Annotated in this window: 17 protein-coding genes and 1 pseudogene; 9 read left to right on the forward strand and 9 right to left on the reverse strand. The window is 70.3% G+C overall.

Going from position 1 to position 21,771, the window contains the following annotated elements; translation table 11 throughout:
• Positions 1-161 precede the first annotated feature (161 nt).
• From A33M_RS22760 to acnA, 3 genes and pseudogenes are all read right to left on the reverse strand, one after another.
• Positions 162-1,529: pseudogene (locus A33M_RS22760) on the reverse strand (IS1182 family transposase).
• Positions 1,530-1,678: 149 nt separating this feature from the next.
• Positions 1,679-2,674: a DUF1223 domain-containing protein gene (locus tag A33M_RS05120; RefSeq protein WP_008384232.1), complete on the reverse strand. Its 996-nt coding sequence runs from the start codon at positions 2,672-2,674 to the stop codon at positions 1,679-1,681.
• A 266-nt stretch (positions 2,675-2,940) separates the two neighbouring features.
• Complete coding sequence (acnA, locus tag A33M_RS05125; protein ID WP_008384233.1) at positions 2,941-5,646, reverse strand: aconitate hydratase AcnA; 2,706 nt, start codon at positions 5,644-5,646, stop codon at positions 2,941-2,943.
• A gap of 528 nt (positions 5,647-6,174) precedes the next feature.
• On the opposite strand from acnA, the gene A33M_RS05130 reads away from it, so the two are divergent.
• Positions 6,175-6,459, forward strand: a complete 285-nt coding sequence (locus A33M_RS05130) for a hypothetical protein (protein WP_008384236.1) — start codon at positions 6,175-6,177, stop codon at positions 6,457-6,459.
• 92 nt (positions 6,460-6,551) lie between these two features.
• Here the strand turns inward: A33M_RS05130 and A33M_RS05135 are convergent, their stop codons facing one another.
• Both A33M_RS05135 and A33M_RS05140 read right to left on the reverse strand, forming a co-directional pair.
• On the reverse strand, positions 6,552-7,658 hold the full coding sequence (locus A33M_RS05135) for an AbrB family transcriptional regulator (RefSeq protein WP_040619370.1): 1,107 nt from the start codon (positions 7,656-7,658) through the stop codon (positions 6,552-6,554).
• A gap of 251 nt (positions 7,659-7,909) precedes the next feature.
• Complete coding sequence (locus A33M_RS05140; RefSeq protein ID WP_008384239.1) at positions 7,910-9,094, reverse strand: penicillin-binding protein activator; 1,185 nt, start codon at positions 9,092-9,094, stop codon at positions 7,910-7,912.
• A 187-nt stretch (positions 9,095-9,281) separates the two neighbouring features.
• Between A33M_RS05140 and rsmI the strand changes: the two genes are divergently transcribed.
• Positions 9,282-10,289, forward strand: a complete 1,008-nt coding sequence (gene rsmI / locus A33M_RS05145) for a 16S rRNA (cytidine(1402)-2'-O)-methyltransferase (protein ID WP_008384240.1) — start codon at positions 9,282-9,284, stop codon at positions 10,287-10,289.
• Positions 10,282-10,707 (forward strand): YraN family protein, encoded by a 426-nt coding sequence (locus A33M_RS05150; protein WP_008384243.1) that lies wholly within the window; start codon positions 10,282-10,284, stop codon positions 10,705-10,707. The genes rsmI and A33M_RS05150 overlap by 8 nt, the downstream gene beginning before the upstream one ends.
• A gap of 45 nt (positions 10,708-10,752) precedes the next feature.
• Here the strand turns inward: A33M_RS05150 and A33M_RS05155 are convergent, their stop codons facing one another.
• Positions 10,753-12,465, reverse strand: a complete 1,713-nt coding sequence (locus tag A33M_RS05155) for a methyl-accepting chemotaxis protein (RefSeq protein WP_008384246.1) — start codon at positions 12,463-12,465, stop codon at positions 10,753-10,755.
• A gap of 96 nt (positions 12,466-12,561) precedes the next feature.
• Here A33M_RS05155 and gshB point away from each other — a divergent pair, with 96 nt between their 5' ends.
• Positions 12,562-13,503: a glutathione synthase gene (gene gshB, locus A33M_RS05160; protein WP_040619373.1), complete on the forward strand. Its 942-nt coding sequence runs from the start codon at positions 12,562-12,564 to the stop codon at positions 13,501-13,503.
• A gap of 121 nt (positions 13,504-13,624) precedes the next feature.
• On the opposite strand, the gene A33M_RS05165 is transcribed toward gshB, so the two are convergent.
• Complete coding sequence (locus tag A33M_RS05165) at positions 13,625-14,029, reverse strand: c-type cytochrome domain-containing protein (RefSeq protein ID WP_008384250.1); 405 nt, start codon at positions 14,027-14,029, stop codon at positions 13,625-13,627.
• Positions 14,030-14,308: 279 nt separating this feature from the next.
• Between A33M_RS05165 and A33M_RS05170 the strand changes: the two genes are divergently transcribed.
• Positions 14,309-14,788, forward strand: coding sequence for a hypothetical protein (locus tag A33M_RS05170; RefSeq protein WP_008384252.1), 480 nt, complete (start codon positions 14,309-14,311; stop codon positions 14,786-14,788).
• A 205-nt stretch (positions 14,789-14,993) separates the two neighbouring features.
• Here the strand turns inward: A33M_RS05170 and cysK are convergent, their stop codons facing one another.
• Positions 14,994-15,986: a cysteine synthase A gene (gene cysK / locus A33M_RS05175; protein WP_008384254.1), complete on the reverse strand. Its 993-nt coding sequence runs from the start codon at positions 15,984-15,986 to the stop codon at positions 14,994-14,996.
• 445 nt (positions 15,987-16,431) lie between these two features.
• Between cysK and A33M_RS05180 the strand changes: the two genes are divergently transcribed.
• Positions 16,432-17,310 (forward strand): HAMP domain-containing protein, encoded by an 879-nt coding sequence (locus A33M_RS05180; RefSeq protein WP_008384258.1) that lies wholly within the window; start codon positions 16,432-16,434, stop codon positions 17,308-17,310.
• Between the two features lie 269 nt (positions 17,311-17,579).
• On the opposite strand, the gene A33M_RS05185 is transcribed toward A33M_RS05180, so the two are convergent.
• Positions 17,580-19,073 carry a UbiD family decarboxylase gene (locus A33M_RS05185; RefSeq protein ID WP_202801797.1) on the reverse strand — a complete coding sequence of 498 codons (1,494 nt, stop codon included), beginning with the start codon at positions 19,071-19,073 and terminating at the stop codon, positions 17,580-17,582.
• Between the two features lie 109 nt (positions 19,074-19,182).
• On the opposite strand from A33M_RS05185, the gene ubiT reads away from it, so the two are divergent.
• From ubiT to ubiV, 3 genes are all read left to right on the forward strand, one after another.
• Entirely contained in the window at positions 19,183-19,737 is a 555-nt protein-coding gene (gene ubiT / locus A33M_RS05190; RefSeq protein ID WP_040619375.1) for a ubiquinone anaerobic biosynthesis accessory factor UbiT, read from the forward strand.
• Positions 19,734-20,783: a ubiquinone anaerobic biosynthesis protein UbiU gene (gene ubiU / locus A33M_RS05195; RefSeq protein ID WP_008384265.1), complete on the forward strand. Its 1,050-nt coding sequence runs from the start codon at positions 19,734-19,736 to the stop codon at positions 20,781-20,783. The genes ubiT and ubiU overlap by 4 nt, the downstream gene beginning before the upstream one ends.
• Positions 20,784-20,848: 65 nt before the next feature.
• Positions 20,849-21,769, forward strand: coding sequence for a ubiquinone anaerobic biosynthesis protein UbiV (ubiV, locus tag A33M_RS05200; protein ID WP_008384267.1), 921 nt, complete (start codon positions 20,849-20,851; stop codon positions 21,767-21,769).
• Positions 21,770-21,771: the final 2 nt, after the last annotated feature.

Genomic DNA, 21,771 nt, shown 5'->3' on the forward strand with positions numbered 1-21,771 from the left:
CGCGGCGCCGAGAGCGAACCCAAGCAAAAAGGCCCGGGCGAAACCCGGGCCTTCAGACCGCTGACGAACCCCGTCGATTCTTTCGGCGGGGGTTTTCGTTTGCCGGAGGGGCGTTCGGTCGGGGCCGGGTCGTCCGGCGATTTGGGGGGGCGAGGCGGAGTTCAGCGGCTCGCGACCGGCGAAGGGGTGGTGACGAGGGCGATCTTCTTGACGTTCTGGGCAGCCGCGGCGAGCAGGTATTGGACCCCGGCGCGAACGAGCCCCCGGAAGCGAGCCCAGCGGTGGCCGAACAGCTCCTTGGCATCGGCGAAGGAGCGCTCCACCGTCTCCTTGCGCCGGGCATAGATCAGCCGGCCCCGAGGGGTCAGGCGGTTGGCGTCGACCCGCTCGCGGGCGTCCTGCCAGATATGGCGGGTGAGTGTGCGCTCTGCCTTGGCATTCGTGGTGCGTGCGGGAGGCGAGCAGCGAACACGCGCGACACTACGCGGGGCACAACCGGTAGCGGCGATAGCCGTTCCGATCCGTGTTGGCGTAGGCAAAGCTCTGGCCCTGCGGGGCGATAGGTGTCGGTCGAAGCCTCGTAGAGGAAGCGTGACGACCGTATCATCACGAGCCGCGGCGGGGTCGGGTTGCGGGTGCCGGTGACGCCCGTGATGCCGCGCCGGCAAAGCCCGCGGGCGATCGCCGCCGTGGCGTACCGGCATCGAGCCCGACGGTGGCGGCCGGTAGGCCGAAGCGGGTGCGCTGGCGGTCGAGGCGCTCCAGACAAGGGATCTGCCGTGCATGTTGGCGGCCGTGGCGAAGCTGACGGTGATGATGCCGAGGCGGCCATCCACCGTGCGACGGTCGAGATAGAAGAAGCCCCGGGGCTTGCCCTCGCGCACCATGTAGCCGCTGTCTGGATCGGTGCGGCTGATCTTGGTGGGCGCCACCCGCGGCTCGTCCGGCGGGGCGGACGGCAGCGGCGGCCGGCCGTGGGCGGTGCGATCGGCGTCGACCGCCGCATCGAGTTCGGCCCAATAGGCGGCGCGGGACTTGGACGCCGCGACGATGCCGTGGCGGTTCTTGTTGGCACTCGCCTTCAGGTGAGTGGATTCGGTGTAGAGCGTGCGCCCCTCCACCAGCCTCGGCGCATCGCGTGCTCGACGATCCGGTCGAAGATCGCCTGCGCCGCGCTTTCGTCCCGGTAGCGCCCGCGGCGGTTCTGCGACAGCGTCGAGGCGTCGAACACCTTGTCCCGCAGCGACAATCGCAAGAACCAGCGATAGGCGACATTCACCTCGATCTCGCGCACCCGCTGGCGCTCAGCGGATGCCGACCAGGTAGCCCAGGAACTGCGCCTTGAACATCAGCGTCGAATCGGGCGCCGGCCGGCCGTTGTCGGCGCAGTGCAGTGGCGGCGTCGGATCGTGGATCAAGGTGAGGTCCTCTGCCGCACCGATCCGCCTCAAAAGGTGGTCCTTCGGGACCAGCTCCTCCAGCGTCACGATCTCGAGACCGGTCTGGCTCGGCGCCGGTTTCCTCAGCATGACCCACTGAATCAAAAACCCCCGGCTCACGCCAGGGGTTCGTCAGCAGTCTGAAGCGCCGGCAAAACGTCCGGGGCGTTATTTTTCGCGCGCGGAGGTGCGGAGAGCGCGGCGCGGCCGAAGGACCAGGCTCGATTCGACCGTCGGCTTCAATTCAGCGGCACGAGGGCCCCGCCGACGATCTCGCCCGGCGTCTCGGCGTCGCCGCGCTGGACCAGCGCGACCACCGCGTCGGTCGCCTCGCCCCGGATGTCGGCGAGCGGCACCGTCCAGCTCTGCCCGGTGCCGGTCCAGGCGCCGAGCCGATGCCAGCGGCGCACCACATTGGTGTAGGTGACGGTGTGGCCGGAATTCTCGCCGCGGCCGATCGGCACCGCGATCTTCGTCGACACCGCGAGCAGCCACACCTCGCCCCGCCCGGCGTCGGCTTTCGCCGCGGCGTCGGTCGCCGCCGGCGCGTGCACGCCCGAGGTGGAGGCGCCGGCAAGCCCGGTTTCGGTGGCGCCGCCGCTCGCGGCCTCGGCCGAAGGAGCCGGCGCCGACAGGCTGCGCGTGCGCGTCGGGACGCTCGCGAGCGTCGGGCCGGACGGCACCGCGCTCACCGGCACATCGGCGCCCGGCGCCGCGTCGGGCGTCCCGGACGGGCGCGTGCGCACCGTCACCCGGCCGTGCTCGATCGTCATGCTCACCGTGACCGGCAGCGGCGCATCCTCGCCGTTCGACCGCGCTGCGGCGACCGCCTTCTCGACCGCCGCCGTGTCGTTGCCGAGCACGGACGCCGTGCCGTTGACGACGAGCTGCGGCGTGAACACGTCGCGCTCGCCGCGGACGGCCGCATAGGCCTTCTGGCGCGCGGTGTGGCGCGGGCTCGCCAAGGTGTCCTTCCAGCCGAGATAGTCCCAGTAGGTCACCGGCAGGCTGAGCGCGATCAGGCCCGGCCGGTCCTTCAGCCGGGCGAGCAGCGCGTCGGCCTGCGGGCAGGACGAGCAGCCCTGGCTGGTGAAAAGCTCGAGCACGACCTGCGGCCGCGCCGCCGATCCGGCCGATGCCGCGCCCTGCCCGGCGCTCGCCGGGCCGGCCACCGCGGTCGTCATCAGGCACATCAGGACGGACGTCACCGAAACCCGCCAGCGGCTCTCGTTCATGGTTCACCTCGCCGCTCGATCATCGGTCCGGCTCCGGCCGCACGCACGGCCGTTCCGGTTCGGTCCGTTGCGCCGGACCTTGCACTCTCGGGGGTTGCGGACGTCATGGGATGGGACAGTGCAGGGTCAGTGCATAGTACGCCGTAGCCCTCGGCGGCCACTCACGTCATGGTGAGGCGGATGCACGGTTTCGCGAGGCGGCATCGGGACGAAACGCGACGGCCGCCGCGTTTTTCACGCGACGGCCGTGATGGTCGTTCGAAGGCTCAGGCGGCCAGCGTGCGCAGCACGTAGTGCAGGATGCCGCCGTTGCGGAAATATTCGAGCTCGTCGAGCGTGTCGATCCGGCACTGCAGCGCCACCTTGCGGGTGGAGCCGTCCTTGCCGGAAATCTCCGCCTCGAGCATCTGGCGCGGCTTGAGATCGGCAAAGCCGTGGATCGTCACCGTCTCGTCGCCCTTCAGCCCGAGCGTTTGCCAGGAGGTGCCCTCCTCGAACACCAGCGGCACCACGCCCATGCCGATCAGGTTGGAGCGGTGGATGCGCTCGAACGACTGCGCCACCACGGCGCGGACGCCGAGCAGCATGGTGCCCTTGGCCGCCCAGTCGCGCGAGGAGCCGGTGCCGTACTCCTTGCCGGCGAACACCATCAGCGGAACCCCTTCCTGCTGATAGCGCATCGCCGCGTCGTAGATCGGCATCTGCTCGCCCGACGGCTGATGGATCGTCACGCCGCCTTCGACGCCCGGCACCATCTGGTTCTTGATGCGGATATTGGCGAAGGTGCCGCGCATCATCACCTCGTGATTGCCGCGCCGCGTGCCGTACTGGTTGAAGTCGAGCGGCTTCACGCCGTGGTCGACCAAATACTTGCCGGCCGGCGAGTTCACCTTGATCGAGCCCGCCGGCGAGATGTGGTCGGTGGTGATCGAGTCGAGGAACAGGCCGAGCACGCGCGCCGAGACGATGTCGGTCGGCGGCTTCGGGTGACGGTCCATGCCGACGAAATAGGGCGGGTTGCGCACGTAAGTGGACGCCTCGTCCCAGGCGAAGGTCAGTCCGCCCTCGACGTCGATCGCGCTCCAATTGGCGTCGCCCTCGAACACGGCGGCGTATTTGGTGGCGAACATGTCGCGGGTGATGGTCTTGCGCACCATCGCCTCGATCTCGGCGCTCGACGGCCAGATGTCCTTCAGGAAGACGTCCTTGCCGGCCTTGTCCTTGCCGAGCGGCGTGGTGTCCGGCTCGAAGTTCATGTTGCCGGCGATCGCATAGGCGACCACCAGCGGCGGCGAGGCGAGGTAGTTCGCCCGCACGTCCGGATTGACGCGGCCCTCGAAGTTGCGGTTGCCCGACAGGACCGCCGCGGCGACCAGATCGTGGTCGTTGATGGCCTTCGAGATCTCGGCCGGCAGCGGGCCGGAATTGCCGATGCAGGTGGTGCAGCCGAAGCCGACCAGGTTGAAGCCGAGCGCGTCGAGATCCTTTTGCAGGCCGGAGGCGGCGAGATATTCGGCCACCACCTGCGAGCCGGGCGCGAGCGACGTTTTCACCCACGGCTTCACCGTGAGACCCTTCTCCACGGCCTTGCGGGCCAGAAGCCCGGCGCCGAGCATCACGCTCGGGTTCGAGGTGTTGGTGCACGAGGTGATCGCCGCGATCACCACGTCGCCGTGGCCGAGATCGTGATCACGACCCTCGACCGGCACGCGCTTGCCGGCTTCCGCGCCCTTCTTGAACTCGCCGGCGAGCGCCGCGTCGAAGCCCGCCTTGACGCCCTTCAGCGGCACGCGGTCCTGCGGGCGCTTCGGGCCGGCGACCGAGGGCTCGACGTCGCCGAGATCGAGGGTGAGCACGTCGGTGAACACCGGGTCGGGCGTCTCCGCCGTGCGGAACATGCCCTGCGCCTTGGTGTAGGCTTCCACCAGCGCGACGCGCGCCTCGTCACGGGCGGTGGCGCGCAGATAGCCGAGGCTGTCGGCGTCGACCGGGAAGAAGCCGCAGGTCGCGCCGTATTCCGGCGCCATGTTGCCGATGGTCGCGCGATCGGCGATCGACAGGCCGGCGAGGCCGGGGCCGAAGAACTCGACGAACTTGCCGACCACGCCGCGCTTCCGCAGCATCTGCGTGACGGTGAGCACGAGGTCGGTGGCGGTGGTGCCTTCCTTCAGCTTGCCGGTGAGCTTGAAGCCGATCACCTCGGGCAGCAGCATCGAATAGGGCTGGCCGAGCATCGCCGCTTCCGCCTCGATGCCGCCGACGCCCCAGCCGAGCACCGACAGGCCGTTGACCATGGTGGTGTGCGAGTCGGTGCCGACCAGCGTGTCGGGATAGGCGACCTCACCGGCGCCGCCGGGCGCGGTCCACACGGTCTGCGAGAGATATTCGAGATTGACCTGGTGGCAGATGCCGGTGCCGGGCGGCACCACGCGAAAATTCTCGAACGAGCGCTGCGCCCATTTCAGGAACCGGTAGCGCTCCTGGTTCTGCTTGTACTCCTCCTCGACGTTCTTCGCGAAGGCGTCGTCGGAGCCGAAGAAGTTGATGATCACCGAGTGGTCGATCACGAGATCGACCGGCACCAGCGGGTTGATCTTCTTGGGGTCGCCGCCGAGCGCGGTCATCGCGTCGCGCATCGCGGCGAGGTCGACCACCGCCGGCACGCCGGTGAAGTCCTGCATCAGCACGCGGGCCGGGCGAAAAGCGATCTCGCGGGTGGAGGTGCGCCCCTTCAGCCATTCGGCGACGCCGAGAATGTCGTCCTTGGTGACGGTGCGGCCGTCCTCGTGGCGCAGCAAATTCTCGAGCAGCACCTTCATCGAGAAGGGAAGCTGCGAGATGCCGGCGAGGCCGTTCTTCTCGGCCTCGGGCAGGCTGTAATAGGTGTAGGTCTTGGCACCGACCTGCAACGTGCGGGCGCAGGCGAAGCTGTCGACGGAGGTGGTTTGTGCGGACGTGTTTTGTGCGGTCATGGCGATCGTCCCGTTCCGGCAGGAAGCCGGACTGCCTGTTGGCGAGATCACCCCGGGGCGATGGTGATCGCCCATGACTCGGCACCGGGGCATCGTCGGTTGCGGATGAGTCTACGCCGGACTGTGTCCAGGTTGGACTGATTATAACTTTATGCGCGGGTCGTATCACGGCGGGTCAAAGCGGGGCAAGACAATTCTCGTCGCGCGGCCGGGTGGGATTCGCGTGCACCGCGAGCGCGCCAAACGCCGCGGCATCACGGCACGGCGGGCCGTCGCGCCGGTTTCCCGCGCGGCCGCGATAGCTTTTGTGGTCGGACGGACAAAGGTTCCCGAAATACCGCGGGCGAAAATGTCGGCGCGCGTCACGAAGGTTTGACGGCGCGCGTCGTCGCGGACGGTGGGGCGAGCCGGGGGTGCCCCCGCCGGAACAACGCCCGACGGGGCGGGTTCACCCCGGGAGGTTCCCGTCGGGACACGCCTCGAACCGCCATGTTCCGAACCGAAATCCCGAGCCCCGGAGGGTCCGCGATGCTCACCAAGATTCTGATCGCCGGGCTGATCTACGGGATGGTGCAGGCCGTGCTGTTCGGCATCGGCACCGTCCTGGTCGCATCGACGCCGCTCGCCGACAGCGCCGGCACCCTGATGCCATGGGTGGTGGCGGTGAGCTTCTGCCTCGCCGTGCCGCTGACCTGGTATCTGGTGCCGCGGATGCGCGCCCGCTTCTGGCGCAAGCAGCAGGCGCGCGAGGATGCCGGGCTGCCGCGCGAGCCGCGCGCCGCCGCCTCGACGCCGGGCTCGCTCACCGAGTGAGGCCGGCCGGCCCGCACCGCACGACCTCCCGAACCGTTCGACCGAGGCCGGCGCCCGCGCGCGCCGGCCGTCGCGGCTCACGCCCGATCGCCTCACCGGCCGGAGCGGCGCGAGGCGTGCACCTTCGCCACCCGGGTGGCGACGAAGCGGGCGATCGCCGGGCCGGTCAGGAGCACCACCAGGAACCGGCCGGTCTGCATCGCCATCACGAACGGCACGTCGACCGGCGTCGAGGCGGCGATGATCGCCACCGAATCCGCCCCGCCCGGGCTGGTCGCCAGATACGCGGTGAGCGGGTCGATCCCGGCGAACTGCACCAGCACGACGGCAAAGCCGCCGCACACCACGATCAGGAGAAAGATCGCCGCGGCGAGCCGCGGCAGCGCCCGGCCGGCATGGACGAGAATCTGCCGGGTGAAGCGCAGACCGATGGTCCAGCCGATCAGCGGATAGGCGATCGCCAGCAGCCACGGCGGCAGCGTGATGGTGAGCCAGCCGAGATCCTGCAGCAAGATGGCGAGCGCGAGCGACACCAGCATCGGCCCCGCCTGCAGACGCAACCGCACCGCGACGACGCTGCCGATCGCCACCACCGCGACGGTGCCGGCGAGCGAAGGCCAGTGCACCGGCGGGAACCAGTCGATCGCCGGCGCCGTCGTGGTGCCGCTCACCCACAGCGCCGAGACCAGCGAGGCGACCACCGTCACCATCACCACCCGCAGATACTGCATCAACGCGACGAGGCGGGCATCGGCGCCGTAGCCGTCCGACATCAGCACGATGGCGGTCGCCGCACCCGGCGAGGCGCCCCACACCGCGGTCGTGCCGGGCAAGACCTCGAAGCGGGCGAGCAGCCAGCCGAGCATGGTGCTCACGGCGATCACCGAAAAAACCGCGCCGACGAACACCGGCCAGTCGCGCAAAATCTCGACCAGCAGCTCCGGGGTGATCGATCGCGCGATCAGGCAGCCGATCACCCCTTGCGCGACCAGGAACGGCATGCGCGGCACTCGCACCGGGCCGTCGGCCGCGGCGAGCGCGATGCCCGCGGCCATCGCGCCGAGCAGCATCGCCGCCGGAAAGCGCAGATATTCGAGAAAGGCGACGACGACCGCGGTGAGGGCGAGCAGCACGCCCCAGCGGACCCCCGTCCCCGTCGTCGCGAGGGAGAGCGGGCGACGGGCATCGGGCAGGCGCATGGAGAACGTCCGGGGGATCCGACCGGCCGTGGGCGACGGGCGGCCCCGATGCGGGGGACGGATCGGATGGAGAGAGACAGGGGTGGCCCGTCCGCAACGTCGGTGACGATGCCGCGAAAATCAAGCCGCGACCCGCCCGTCCGGCAGCGGACAGTCTTTCCGAAAACGCATGCGTTGCGACGCGCGTCGATCACGCTCCGCGGTGGTGCACCGGAAGGGGGCGGCCGGGGGCGGCGCGCCTCGGGGGACGGTCAGGCAAAGGTCCGCGGCGCCGGCGAGATCACCTGCCCGCCGGAGGTCGTCACTTTCAGCACCGCGAGGCCGCGCTGATTGGTGCCGTCGGGGCGGAAGCGGAAGACGCCGTCGATGCCGGAGAAGCCGGACGGGTTGGTGAGCACCTGGTCGCCGATGCGGTTGCCCCCTTGCGCGCGCATCAGCGCGGCGACCAGCGCCACCGCGTCGTAGGCGAGCGTCGCGGTGCGCACCGGGTCCTGGCCGTAGCGGCCGCGATAGCGGGTCGAGAAGGCGCGAAAGCCGGCCGAATCGGGCGCGGCGAACCAGGCACCCTGCAGCGCCGGGTCGGCAAACACGCGGGGATCGTCCCACAGGCCGGTGCCGAGCAGCTGGAGCCGCGAGAGATCGACCCCGCCGCCCTGCAGCGCCTTCACCACACGCGGCACCGTGTCGCCCGAATCGGGAATGAACAGCGCATCCGCCTGCGAGGCGGCGGCGGCAATCTGGCGGACCGGCCCCTGCAGGCCGGCATCGGTCGGCTTGTAGCGCTCGATCGCCACCACCCGGCCGCCCTTGCGGCCGACCAGCTGGCGGAACGCCGCCTCGACCACGCTGCCATAAGGGTTGTCGGGCATCATCGCGACGAACGAGCGCTTGTTCTGCGAGACGGCGTAGTCGACGATCCGGTCGACGTCGGTCTCCGGCAAGAAGCTCAGGAGAAAGACGCCGCGGCCGGCGACGTTCGAATCGGTGGAGAAGGCGATCACCGGCACGCCGCGGCCGCGCGCCTCCTGGGCGGCGGCGCCGACCGCATGGGCGAACAGCGGCCCGAGCAGCACCACGGCGCCCTCGTCGAGCGCCTGCCGGGCGGCCGCCTGGGCGCCCTGGGCGGTGCCGCCGTCGTCCTTCACCACCAGCTGGAGCTCGGGATTGTTGAACTCGGCGAGCGCCATCTCGCCGGCATTCTTCATCGAGATCGCGGCGGCGCCGGCATTGCCGCCGGCCCCGAGCGGCAGGATCAGGCCGATCCGGGTGCCGCCGCCCGGCGGCAGCGCGCCGGCGCCGGGCGGCACGGCATTGGGGTCGGCGGGCGGCGGGGTGGTCGAGGAGGGGCTGCCGAGATCGAGGCCGGAGCAGCCGGCGAGCGTGCCGAGCGCGAGGCCGAGGACCACGACACGGCGGGTCGGATCGAATGGTTCCATGCGGATACTCCCCCCACACACCGGGGCGCGGGCCGTTCGAGCAGCGTTCGTATCGCCCCAGAGCGCCACAGCATGCCCGGCCGGTCAATCCTTCGTGACCCTTTTCGGCCACCCGAAAGCCACGAACCGGCCGTGCCCGCCGCGCCGTGCGACTTCCGGGGCGCCGCGCCGGGGGCTAGAAACGGGCATGACCCGTGCCCACCCCGAAAACGCCCGCGAGCGGGCGCCGACCGCCGCGGCCGATGCCCGCACCTTCCTGCTGCTCGGCGAGGACCGGCCAGCGCCGCCGCTCGCTCCCGGCCTCTACGTGGTGGCGACGCCGATCGGCCATCTCGACGACGTGTCGCTGCGCGCGCTCGGAACGCTCGCCGCCGCCGACCTGATCGCCTGCGAGGACACCCGCGTCACCCGCAAGCTCTTGGCGCGCTACGGCATTGCGCGGCCGCTCACCGCCTATCACGAGCACAATGCCGCGCAAGCCCGCCCGGCGCTGATCGCAAAACTGCGGGACGGCGCGGCGATCGCGCTGGTGTCGGATGCCGGCATGCCGCTGGTGTCGGACCCCGGCTTTCGGCTGGTGCGCGAGGCGCGCGAGACCGGGCTGCCGGTCACCGCGGTGCCGGGGCCGTCGGCGGTGCCGACCGCGCTGGCGATCGCAGGCCTGCCGACCGACCGCTTCTTCTTCGAGGGATTCTTGCCACCCAAGGCAGGCGCACGAAAAAGCCGGATCGAGGCGCTGAAAAACATTCCGGCGACGCTGGTGGTGTTCGAGACCGGCCCGCGGCTCGCCGCGGCGCTTTCGGACCTGTCCGAGGGTTTGGGCGCGGAGCGCGAGGCCGCAGTGTGCCGGGAACTCACGAAGCTGCACGAGGAGGTGCGGCGCGGCACCCTCGGCACGCTCGCACGGGATTATGCGGCGGGGGCGGAGACGCGCGGCGAGATCGTGCTGGTGATCGGCCCGCCGGCTGCGGAAGCGGGCGCCGACGACGCCGAGATCGAGGCGCGGCTGCGCGAGGCGCTGGCCGAGAAAAGCTCCCTCAAGGACGCGGTGGCGGCGGTGGTGGCGGCGACCGGAGCGCCGCGCCGGGTGGTCTATCAGCGCGCGCTGGCGCTCGGCCGGGACGACGCGCCGGACGGGGACACCCCGGAGGGGACCGCGCAGGAGGACGTGCAGGAGGACGACACCGGTGATTGAGAAGGACGCCTCCTCCGGCCCGCCGGCGGCGCACGAGCCGGCCGACCAGAAGCCGGCCGCCGAGCGGGTGGCCGCCCAAAAGCTCGGGATTTCGGCGGAGAGCCGGGCGGCGTCGTTTCTCATGGGGCGCGGCTGGCGGATTCTCCAGCGGCGGGTGAGGACGCCGGTCGGCGAGATCGACATCGTGGCGGAGCGGGCCGGCACCATCGCCTTCGTCGAGGTCAAGGCGCGCAGCTCGCTCGACAGGGCGGCCGAGGCGGTGACGCCGCGCCAGCGCGCGAGAATCATCGCCGCCGCGCAGCACTGGCTGGCGCGCTCGCCGATGGCGGCGAACGCCGCGCTCACCTTCGACGTGATCCTGGTCGCACCCGGCCGTGCCCCGCAGCACCTTCCGGGCGCCTTCGACGCCAGCGAGTGACGCCAGCGCGGACGGCGGCCGCCCGCACACTTCGCCGTCGGGCCGTCAGGCCGCCCGCCGGCCGGTCCCCGTGCCGCGCTCGTCGCGCAGCCGGTCGAAAAAGCCCTCCACCGCCCGCGCCAACTCCTCGGTCTCGCGGGTGAGGGCGGAAACCCGCTCCAGCACGTCGCCGGCCGAGCGGCTGGTCTCGCCGATCGCCCCGGTGACGCCGGCGATGTTGCCGACCAGCGCCTGGTTGCCGCGCGCGGCGAGATGGGCGCTCTCGGAGATTTCGCGGGCGGCGGCGTTCTGCTGCTCGACCGCGGTGGCGATGGTGGTGGTGACGTCGGAGATCTTTCGCATCGCCGTACCGATCTCGCCCACCGCCGAGGCGGCCGAGCGGGTCGAGGCCTGGATCGCCGACACCTGCTCGGAGATCTCGCTGGTCGCCTTGGCGGTCTGGCCGGCGAGCTGCTTGACCTCCTGGGCGACCACCGCGAACCCCTTGCCGGCCTCGCCGGCGCGGGCCGCCTCGATGGTGGCGTTGAGCGCCAACAGATTGGTCTGGGCGGCGATCGCCTGGATCAGCTGCATCACGTCGCCGATCCGCACGCTCGCCGCGGCGAGCCCCTCGATCTCCTGCACCGAGCGCACCGTCTTGGCGTCGGCGTCGGCGACGATGCCGGAGGCCTGCTCGACCTGCCGGCCGATCTCGCCGACCGAGCCGGTCAGCTCCTCGGCGGCGGCGGCGACCGTCTGGATGCCGTGGCTCGCCTGCTCGGTCGCCTGCGAGGCGGCGCCCGCCTCGTTGGTCGCATCGGTGGCGAGGCCGGTGATCGATTCGGCGGCGGTGCGCATCGAGCCGGCGCCGCGCGTCACCGATTCGAGGATGTGGGCGACCGAGGAATGGAACTCGGAGATCGCCGCCTCGAGCGTCTCGGTCCGCTCGGCGGTGGCGGCGGACTGCGCCTCGATCTCGGAGGCGAGCTCCTTGTTGCGGGTCATCGCGCCGTCGAACACCGCGACCGCGCGGGCGAGCGCGCCGATCTCGTCGCCGCGCTCGGTATAGGCTACGGCACCGGTATGGGTGCCGCCCGCGACCGCCTCGATGGTGCGGGTGATGGTGGAGAGCGGGCCGACGATCTGGCGGCGGATCATCAGCGCGCCGGCGATCGCGATCAGCACCGCGAGGATCGCGACGGTGTTCTCGATGGTCTTGAAGCGGGCCGCGCTCGCGCGGGTGTCGTCGACGCGGTGGGTGCGCGCGGCATAGATCTTGGCGATCGATTCGAGCTCGGCGTTGAGCGCCTTGCGGACCGAGCGGTTGGCCTCGTTGTCGCCCCACTCGCGGCCGGCCGCCGGGGACACCTCGACCGCGCGGCGCACCAGCTCGGTGCGGAACGCGACGAACTGCTTCACCTTCTCCGACAGGGCGGCGAACTGCGCGGCGTCGTCGTCGCGGACGATCTTGCCCCACTCGCCGAGCACCGTCTCGATCCGGGCGTTGAAGGCCATCAAGCCTTCGCCGTACTTCTTCACCTTGGCGGGCTCGGTCGACATGTAGATGCCGCGCGATTCCATCACCACCGCATAGACGAGGCTGTTGATCCGCTCGACGTTGCGGGCGCCGGCGGCCGCCGACTCGATCTCGGCCGCGAGATGCTCCTCCTCGGTGATCGCCAGGTAGGCGACGGTGCCGAGCACCGCGACGGCGATCCCGAGAACGGCAAAAATCGTGTACAGCTTTGCGGTGATCGATACCCGTGCTAGCGCATTCACCTCTGCGGCCTCCGGACGGACTTTTACGCGAACTGCGCGAATGTCGGGCATTGGCCGTTAAGCAACCCTTGTGACGACCGAAAAACCCCCGAGGATATGAAGTTGTACGTAGCAGTGCAGATGGATCCGATCGAGCGGATCAAGATTCGCGGCGACTCGACCTTTGCTCTGCTGCTCGAAGCGCAGCGTCGTGGACATTCGATCCATTATTATACCCCCGATGCACTGGCCCAGCGCGGCAACGACGTCTTCGCGCGGGTGCATCCGCTCACCGTGCGCGACACCGAGGGCGACCATTTCACGCTCGGCGCGCCGGAGCGCGAGAACCTCGCCCGCTTCGACGTGATCCTGTTGCGGCAGGACCCGCCGTTCGATCTCGCCTACATCACCACCACCCACATGCTGGAGCGGGTGCATCCGCGAACGCTGGTGGTCAACGACCCGGCGAGCGTGCGCAACGCGCCGGAGAAGGTGTTCGTCACCGAGTTTCCCGAGCTGATGCCGCCGACCCTGATCACCCGCGACCGCGCCGAGATCGACGCCTTCCGTGCCGAGCACGGCGGCATCGTGATGAAGCCCTTGTACGGCCACGGCGGCGGCGCGGTCTTTCGGCTCACCCGCGACGACCTCAATTACGGCTCGCTCTACGACCTGTTCGCGGTGACCTATCGCGAGCCGTGGGTGGTGCAGAAGTTCCTGCCGGCGGTGTCGCTCGGCGACAAGCGCATCATCCTGGTGGACGGAGAGTTCGCCGGCGCGGTCAACCGGGTGCCGGCGGCCGACGATCTGCGCTCCAACATGGTGCGCGGCGGCGCCGCGGCGGCGACCGAGCTGACCAGCCGCGAGCGCGAGATCTGCGAGCGGATCGGCCCCGCCCTGCGCGAGCGCGGGCTTCTGTTCGTCGGCATCGACGTGATCGACGGCTTCCTCACCGAGATCAACGTCACCTCGCCGACCGGCATCCGCGCGGTGAAGAACCTCGGCGGGCCGGACATCGCGGTGACGATCTGGGACGCGATCGAGGCGAAGCGCGGCTGAGTCCTTCTTCGTCCGCCGTCGCGCATTTTTTTCTCGCCCGCCGTCGCGAACGGCGCGAGCGAATGGAGGCCGGGGCGAGCCGTCCCGGCGCCGGTGTCGCTGCAACGGGTCTGACGCGCCGTCAGTTGTTCGGCGCGCCTTCCTCGATCCAGCGCCGGATGGTGTCGCGGTCGCAGGTCGACAGCTTCTTCTTGCCGTGCGGCATGCGGATTTCCGGCTTCACCCGCCAGTCGAGCAGCGCCATCAGGCTCGACGCGCTGGCGTCGCCCGCGACCACCATCGGCCCGAACTTGGTGCCCTTCATCACGCCCTCGTAGGTGCGCAGATCGAGGCCGCTCGCCTCGTATCCGGCGCCGCCCGGCGCGTGACACTCGATGCACCGACCCTTGAAGATCGGAACGACGTCCTCGCTGAAGCTGATGGTCGGCGCCCGGTTCGACTTGCTCTTCGCGATCGCGATTTGGGGGAGTGCGCCGATCGCCGTCACGGCGAGCACGGCGACGATGCCCCGCAGCCAAGGTCTCATCTCGGTTCCCTCGTTACAACGCCAGCGCTGTCGGGGGCATCCGGACGGGGCGGGGGTTCGCGCACCGGATACAGCGGAGGCCGACCCCCGCGGCGATCGATGCTAAGGCGTTGCGAGATGAAATCAATCGGAGAAACGCGCAGGATCGGGACGTCAGGGTTGCCGAATGGTAAAATGGCGCCATCATGCGGCCGGTGGGGCCGGCCGCCGGTGATGTGATTTGCCTCGGCCGGAGACGCGTGCTCCGATTTGTGCCGCACCCCGCACGAGGAGAACGTCATGCGCTACTGGACCGGTCTCGTGTTCTTCGCCCTCGGGGCGTACCTGTTCACCGCCGCCGTGCTGCACCGGCGCAAGGTGCTGGCCGCCCGCGCCGCCGCGGTCGCCGCCGGCGAGCCGGTGCACGCCAAGCTCGATCTCGGCTCGGTCGCCACCATGGGCGAGATGATGCGGCCGGTGATCCTGTTCTTCGTGATGGTGGTCGCGCTGCAGATCGTCGCGCTCTACTTCTTCTTCGGCGGCGACAGCGTGATGGCGCTGACCGATCTCGTCGGCCTGCTCTTCCTGTTCGCCGCCTACGCGACCTGGATGAGCCTTCGCGTCGAGTACCGGATGAGCGAGCTCGACACCGCCCGCAAGGAGGAGGCCGACCGCCGCAAGGCGGCAGCCCTCGAGGAGGCGATGGCGGCCGCGCGCGCCGAAGGGGCCGCCGCCGAGCCCGGCCTGCCGCCGCCGGGCGTCGTGCCCTCGGCGTCCTGACGCAGACTCGTCCGAACGGATTCCGCGCCGTGCAGGACGGCGACGCAGGCGGCGCAGGCGATGCGGCTGCCCGCGTGACGTGATGCGGGACGGCGCGTTCACGCCCCGGCGCAGGTGAAAAAACCCGCCGGAGCGGTGGGCTCCGACGGGCTTTTGGGGGTATCGCGGCGGACCGTGGCCGTTCGTGGGCTGCCCACGCGTGGGCTCAAAGCCCCTCGAACAGCGCGGTCGAGAGATAGCGCTCGGCGAACGAGGGCAGCACCGCCACGATATTCTTGCCCGCGAACTCCGGGCGGGCGCCGATCGACAGCGCCGCGGCGATCGCCGCCCCCGACGAGATGCCGGCCGGGATGCCCTCGTAGCGGGCGAGCGCACGCGCCGTCTCGAACGCCGTCTGGTTGCCGACCCGCACCACCTCGTCGATCACCGAGCGGTCGAGCACGTCCGGCACGAAGCCGGCGCCGATGCCCTGGATCTTGTGCGGGCCGGGCTTTCCGCCCGACAGCACCGGGCTGTCCTCGGGCTCGACGGCGAAGATCTTCACCGCCGGCTTGCGGGTCTTCAGCACCTCGCCGACGCCGGTGATGGTGCCGCCGGTGCCGACGCCCGCGACGAAGGCATCGACCGCCCCATCCGTGTCGTTCCAGATCTCCTCCGCGGTGGTGTGGCGGTGGATCTCGGGATTGGCCGGGTTCTTGAACTGCTGCGGGATGATCGCGTTCGGGTTGTCGCGCGCCAGCTCGTCGGCCTTGGCGACGGCGCCGCTCATGCCCTGCGCGGCCGGGGTGAGCACCAGCTCGGCGCCGAGCAGCGCCAGCATCTTGCGGCGCTCGACCGACATCGACTCGGGCATCACCAGGATCAGCCGGTAGCCGCGCGCGGCGGCGACGAAGGCGAGCGCGATACCGGTGTTGCCGGAGGTCGGCTCGATCAGCACCGAGTCGTGCTTCAGCTTCCCCTCGGCCTCGAGCGCGTCGATCATGGCCACGCCGATGCGGTCCTTGACGCTCGCGATGGGATTGAAGAACTCGAGCTTGGCCAAAATGTTGGCCTTGATTCCTTGGAGTTGCGGCAGACGGCCGAGGCGGACCAGCGGCGTGTCGCCGATGGTTTGGGTGATCGAGTCGTAGACCCGCCCGCGGCCGACCTGACGGACCGGCGAGGACGGCGGAACGGAGCGCAACGCGGCTTCGGACATGGTCTTTCTCCCTGGCGACGGGCCCTGAACCCCCGACATGGGGAGGATCCTTAAAATATCCATCTCCCGCGGACAACACGATCGCGGCAGAACGAAAGACTTTCCTCACGCTCCTGCACGATGGAAGAACAATATTTCTTCTGGCGCGATTCCGGAGAAGATCGGCCGCATCCCGGTGCCGTCGTGCCTCCACCGGTCGCGCGAACGTGACCGGAGCCGGCGGGCCGGCCCCGCGATCCAGGTCAGAAATGGCGCATCGCGTGAATTCTGCCCGCGAAGCGCGCGACCTCCTTACCAAAGCGTTGACGCCGGCTTGACCGTTAACCACCGATTAAGCGTAAAACAACAACTTAGGAGCAGTTCTTGAGGTGATTCGTGCACCCCGCGCGCTCTCCCGGCGGCGGCGCAGCAGGAATCCGAAAATCTTCCGACGGAGAAAAGAAACATGCCCGGTCTCTCGAACGGCGGTCTCGGTCAAAAGCTGTCGATGCTGGTGATGGGCGTCGCGCTGGTGGTCGCGGTGGCGATCGGCGGCGTCGGCGACGTGATGCTGCGGCGCCTGGCGAGCGATCTCGATCGCGCCCAACCGCAGCGGCTCGCCGCGCTCGAGCGCTTGGTGAACCAGGGCGGCGCGACGGTCACCCCGGTGATCGGCGGCGACGGCCGGGTGGTCGGCATGGTGGTGATGCAGAAGGACGCCGGCCCGGCGGTGATCCCGGCCTCGCTGGTGCCGCAGGGCTCGGTGCAGCGCGCCGCGGTCGAGGTCGCGCCGCTCGCCGAGACCGGCGACACGATCGCCTCGATGCGCAAGAACCTGCTGTTCGCCAGCCTGCTGGTGCTGGTGGTGGTCGGCGCACTCGGCATGCAGCTCGCCGGCGGCTTCGTCGAGCCGCTCGGTCGTCTCGCCCGCGCCGCCGACCGTCTGGCATCCGGCGAGACCGACGTCGCGATCACCGCCCGCGAGCGCACCGACGAGATCGGGCGGCTCGCCCGTGCGACCGCCACCCTGCAGGAGCGGATGGTCGAGCTCGAGCGGCTGAAGGCGGAGCGCGCCACGGCGCCCGCATCGACCCTCGGCCCGGTGGTCGGCACCTATGCGGAGATGCTCGCCTCGGTCGGTGCGGCCTTGGGGCGCGCCACCGAGCTGCCGGCGCGGTTCGGCGCGCATCTGGCGCGAGCGGGCTCGCTCGCGGCGTCCGAGGGCAAGCTCGCCGCCGGCGCGGTCGGCCGCGGCATCGGCAAGCTCGCCTCGGTCGGCACCGTGGTCACCGACTGGTCGTCGTGGAAGGCGTGGCTGACCGACGAGACCCCTGCCCGCGCGTGACGCGGTTTCGAGGGTCCCGGCGCGCCGCACGGAAGCGCTCGCGCAAACGGGCCCCTCTCGCCGATCCTCTTCCCGCACGCGGGGAGAGGACGCCGCGGCCGGCTCCCCCGGCCGCTTTTCCCGCCCTCGCGGGACGCCGAATCTCTCCCCGCCCCACCCGCCTTGCGCCATGACGCCTCTCGCTCCCCGCTTGCGGGGACCAGCGTCGCGCGGCCGAAGCCTGGCGGGTCGAGCCGCCGAGGCGCCGTCGAGGCGGCGTCGAGACGTCGTCAAGAAATCCCGAGTTTTGGCCACAGGGCATCGACGCGGGCGACGAGGTCGGGCGTCGCCTTCAGCACCTCGCCCCATTCGCGGTGCGTCTCGGTGCCGATCTTGTTGGTGGCGTCGATCCCGAGCTTTCCGCCGAGCCCCGACTCCGGCGAGGCGAAGTCGAGATAGTCGATCGGCGTGCGGTCGATCACCATCAGGTCGCGTGAGGCGTCGGCGCGGGTGGCGATCGCCCAGGCGACGTCGTCCCAGTTCTTCGGGTCGATGTCGTCGTCCACCACCACGATGGTCTTGGTGTAGGTGAACTGCGGCAGCATCCCCCAAAGGCCCATCATGATGCGCCGGGCGTGGCCGGGATAGCGCTTCCTGATCGAGACGATCGCCATCCGGTACGAGCAGGCGTGCGGCGGCAGCCAGACGTCGACGATCTCGGGGAACTGGCGCTTGGCGATCGGCAGAAACAGCTCGTTGAAGGTGGTGCCGAGCACCGCCGGCTCGTCGGGCGCGCGGCCGGTGAAGGTCGAGACGTAAGTCGGGTCGCGCCGCATGGTGATGGCGGTGACGCGCATCACCGGGAACGGCTCCACCGCGTTGTAATACCCGGTATGATCACCGAACGGCCCCTCGGGCGCGGTCTCGGTCGCCGACACGTATCCCTCGATCACGATCTCGGAGTCGGCCGGCACCAGGAGCGGCACGGTGCGCGCCTTGGCGAGCCGCGGCCGGGCGCCGCGCAACAGCCCCGAGAAGCGGATCTCCGACAAGGATTCCGGCAGCGGCAGCACGGCGGTCAGCATGGTCGCGGGATCGGCGCCGATCGCGATCGCCACCGGCGTGTCCTTGCCCTGCGCCGCCCACTGCGCGTGGTGCTTCGCGCCGCCGCGATGGTGCAGCCAGCGCATGATCAGCCGGTCCGGCGCCAGCACCTGCATGCGGTAGATGCCGAGATTGTAGCCGGCGACCGAGGCGCTGTCGGGCGAGCGGGTGGCGACCACCCCCCAGGTGATCAGCGGCCCCGCCTCGCCCGGCCAGCAGGTCTGAACCGGCAGCGTCTCGAGGCTCGCATCCTTGCCGAGGAAAACCTCCTGCTGGGCCGGCGCGCGATCGATCACCTCGGCGCGGGTGCGCATCGCGGCCTTCAGGATCGGCAGCCGGGCGATCGCATCGCGAAGGCCTTCCACCGGCTGCGGCTCGCGCAAGTCCGCCAACACCTCGCCGAGCTCGGCGAGCCGCTCCGGGCGGATGCCGAGGCCGGCGGCGACGCGCTTGCGGGTGCCGAACAGGTTCACCGCGGCCGGCATGCCGACGATTCTGCCGTCGCCGGCGCGCGGGCGCTCGAACACCAGCACCGGGCCGTCCTTCGCGATCACCCGGCGGTGGATCTCCGCCATGTCGTGCACCAGGTCGACCGGCTGCGAGATGCGGCGAACCTCGCCCTCGGCGTCGAGATGACGCAGGAATTCGCGAAGATCGTGGAACGGGGGGAAATCACGAATGGGCACGGCAATTCCTTCGCAGTCCGGGTCATCAACGGCGCTGGTGTGTCAAGCGTCCTTGATATAGGACAAAGCCGTACCCGATCTCCGGCGATAAGTACCAGCTTCCATGTCGAGCCAATCCGCTACCGTTCCGGAACTCCCGGCCGCCCTGTCGCTCGGTCTGCGGCCGTTGCCGCTCGCGCCGTTGTCGATGGCCCTGAAAATCCTGGTCCGCTCCGCCGTGCACCGCCACCCGGCGATGTTCGCGCGTCTGGGTGACCAAGCCGGCAAGCGCTTCGTGATCGATCCGACCGACCTGCCGTTCGTCGTGGTGATGACGCCGCGGCTGGACGACCCGGAGATCGAGGCGGTGCGCCGCGGCGAGGAGCCGGCCGCCGATGCCCGCATCGCCGGGCCGCTGGCCGGCCTGGTCGGCCTCGTTCACGGCAATTACGACGGCGACGCGCTGTTCTTCTCGCGCGACCTCTCGGTCGAGGGCGACATGTCGGCGGTGGTGGCGCTGCGCAACGCGCTGGACGACGCCGAGATCGACCTCGTCGCCGAGGCCGCCGCGGTGCTCGGGCCGCTGGCGAACCCGGCCGAGCGGGTCGGCCGGATCGCCGCCGGCGTCGCCGAGCGCATCACCGGCATCGCCTTCGCGCGCACACGGAGCGAACCATGACCGCAGCCACCCTCGCCTCGCCCGCTCCCGCCGCCAACACTCCCGCGCCGCGGCCGTGGACGAAAAAGCTCGAGCTGGTGTGCCCGGCCGGCACCCCCGCGGCGATGCGCGCGGCGATCGAGGCCGGCGCCGACTCGGTCTATTGCGGCTTCGCCGACGAGACCAATGCCCGCAACTTTCCGGGCCTCAATTTCAGCCCGACCGAGATGGCCGACGCCATCGCCTATGCCCACAAGCGCAACGTGAAGGTGCTGGTCGCCGTCAACACGTTTCCGCGCGCCGGTTCCCCGGGCTCGTGGCACAAGGCGATCGACACCATCGCGGCGGCGGGCGGCGACGCCGCGATCGTCGCCGATATCGGCCTCCTGGACTACGCCTGCGAGAAGCATCCGAAACTGCGGCTGCATCTCTCGGTGCAGGCGGCGGCGGCGAGCGCCGACTCGATCCGCTATTATGTCGAGCGCTTCGGCGTGAAGCGCGTGGTGCTGCCGCGCGTGCTGACCGTCGCCGAGATCGCCGCGCTCAACAAGGAGATCCCCTGCGAGACCGAGGTGTTCGTGTTCGGCGGCCTGTGCGTGATGGCGGAAGGGCGCTGCTCGCTCTCCTCCTACGCCACCGGCTGCTCGCCCAACATGAACGGCGTCTGTTCGCCGCCGAGCCACGTCGCCTATCACCAGGAAGGCGGCGCCTTCTCCTCGCGGCTCGGCGAGTTCCTGATCAACAAGGTGCCCGCCGGCGTGCCGATGCCCTACCCGACGCTGTGCAAGGGCCGCTTCACCGCCAATGGCGAGACCTCGCACATCTTCGAGGACCCGGCGAGCCTCGACGCGAGCCTCCTGATCCCGCCGCTCGCCGAGGCCGGCGTCACCGCGCTGAAGATCGAGGGCCGGCAAAGAAGCCGCAGCTACACCGACGCGGTGGTGCGGGCGCTTCGCGCCGCGGTCGATGCGCATGCACGTGGCAAGCCGATCGACAGCCGCGCGCTGATGTCGCTGTCGGAAGGCGCCACCACCACCCGCGGCGCCTATCAGAAGACGTGGCGCTGAGTTTTTTTTAGCGCTGAAGACCGACGAGCCCGGTGACGAAAGACAGCGGGCGGACGGAGACGACGATGTCCGATGACGCGACGCGGCCGACCCTCACGCTCGGCACCGTGCTGTTCAACTGGCCGGCCGACCGGCTGCGCGACTTCTACGCCCGCATCGCCGACGAGGCGCCGGTCGAGCGGGTGTGCGTCGGCGAGGCGGTGTGCTCCAAGCGTCTGCCGTTCTACGACGAGGTGCTGCCGGACATCGTCGAGCGCCTGAAGGCGTCCGGCAAGACCGTGATCCTGTCGTCGCTGATGCTGCCGACGCTGCCGCGCGAGCGGGCGATGATCGACGGGCTGGTGGCGACCGACGGCGTGCTGGTCGAAGGCAACGACATCTCGACCTTCTCGAAGCTCGCCGGCAAGCCGCACGCGATCGGCCCGTTCATCAATGTCTACAACGAGGGCACGCTCGCCTTCCTGGAGAAGCAGGGCGCGGTGCACGTCGCGCTGCCGCCCGAGATGCCGCTCACCGCGATGGCGGCACTCGCGCCGCATGCGAAAACCGCGACGCTCGAGGCGTGGGCGTTCGGCCGCGCGCCGCTCGCGATCTCCGCGCGCTGCTATCACGCCCGCATCCACGGCGTCTCGAAGGATTCGTGTCAGTTCGTCTGCAACCAGGACCTCGACGGCCTGCCGGTCGACACGCTCGAAGGCCGGCCGTTCCTCGCCGTCAACGGCGTGCAGACGCTGTCGGACGCCTATGTCAACCTGATCGGCGATCTGCGCGGGCTTTGCGCGCGAGGAATCGGGTCGTTCCGGCTGTCGCCGCACACCTGCGACATGGTGGCGGTGGCGCAGGCGTTCCGCGACGTTTTGGACGGCGCCTGTGATCCCGCCGAGGGCGAGCGCCGGATCGCCGCGCTCTTGCCGCAGGCCCGCTTCGCCAACGGCTTCGTGCACGGCAAGCCCGGCCACCAGCGGATCGCCGTCGCCGCCGAATGAAT

The sequence above is a fragment of the Rhodovulum sp. PH10 genome (genome assembly GCF_000293785.1).
Classification (GTDB): domain Bacteria; phylum Pseudomonadota; class Alphaproteobacteria; order Rhizobiales; family Xanthobacteraceae; genus Rhodoplanes.

What these genes read in the sequence shown, in the direction of transcription:
- A33M_RS05120 (WP_008384232.1), bottom strand. Translation starts at nt 2,674, where the DNA reads ATGAACGAGAGCCGCTGGCGGGTTTCGGTGACGTCCGTCCTGATGTGC.
- acnA (WP_008384233.1), bottom strand. Translation starts at nt 5,646, where the DNA reads ATGACCGCACAAAACACGTCCGCACAAACCACCTCCGTCGACAGCTTC.
- A33M_RS05130 (WP_008384236.1), top strand. Translation starts at nt 6,175, where the DNA reads ATGCTCACCAAGATTCTGATCGCCGGGCTGATCTACGGGATGGTGCAG.
- A33M_RS05135 (WP_040619370.1), bottom strand. Translation starts at nt 7,658, where the DNA reads ATGCGCCTGCCCGATGCCCGTCGCCCGCTCTCCCTCGCGACGACGGGG.
- A33M_RS05140 (WP_008384239.1), bottom strand. Translation starts at nt 9,094, where the DNA reads ATGGAACCATTCGATCCGACCCGCCGTGTCGTGGTCCTCGGCCTCGCG.
- rsmI (WP_008384240.1), top strand. Translation starts at nt 9,282, where the DNA reads ATGACCCGTGCCCACCCCGAAAACGCCCGCGAGCGGGCGCCGACCGCC.
- gshB (WP_040619373.1), top strand. Translation starts at nt 12,562, where the DNA reads ATGAAGTTGTACGTAGCAGTGCAGATGGATCCGATCGAGCGGATCAAG.
- A33M_RS05165 (WP_008384250.1), bottom strand. Translation starts at nt 14,029, where the DNA reads ATGAGACCTTGGCTGCGGGGCATCGTCGCCGTGCTCGCCGTGACGGCG.
- A33M_RS05170 (WP_008384252.1), top strand. Translation starts at nt 14,309, where the DNA reads ATGCGCTACTGGACCGGTCTCGTGTTCTTCGCCCTCGGGGCGTACCTG.
- cysK (WP_008384254.1), bottom strand. Translation starts at nt 15,986, where the DNA reads ATGTCCGAAGCCGCGTTGCGCTCCGTTCCGCCGTCCTCGCCGGTCCGT.
- A33M_RS05180 (WP_008384258.1), top strand. Translation starts at nt 16,432, where the DNA reads ATGCCCGGTCTCTCGAACGGCGGTCTCGGTCAAAAGCTGTCGATGCTG.
- ubiT (WP_040619375.1), top strand. Translation starts at nt 19,183, where the DNA reads ATGTCGAGCCAATCCGCTACCGTTCCGGAACTCCCGGCCGCCCTGTCG.
- ubiU (WP_008384265.1), top strand. Translation starts at nt 19,734, where the DNA reads ATGACCGCAGCCACCCTCGCCTCGCCCGCTCCCGCCGCCAACACTCCC.
- ubiV (WP_008384267.1), top strand. Translation starts at nt 20,849, where the DNA reads ATGTCCGATGACGCGACGCGGCCGACCCTCACGCTCGGCACCGTGCTG.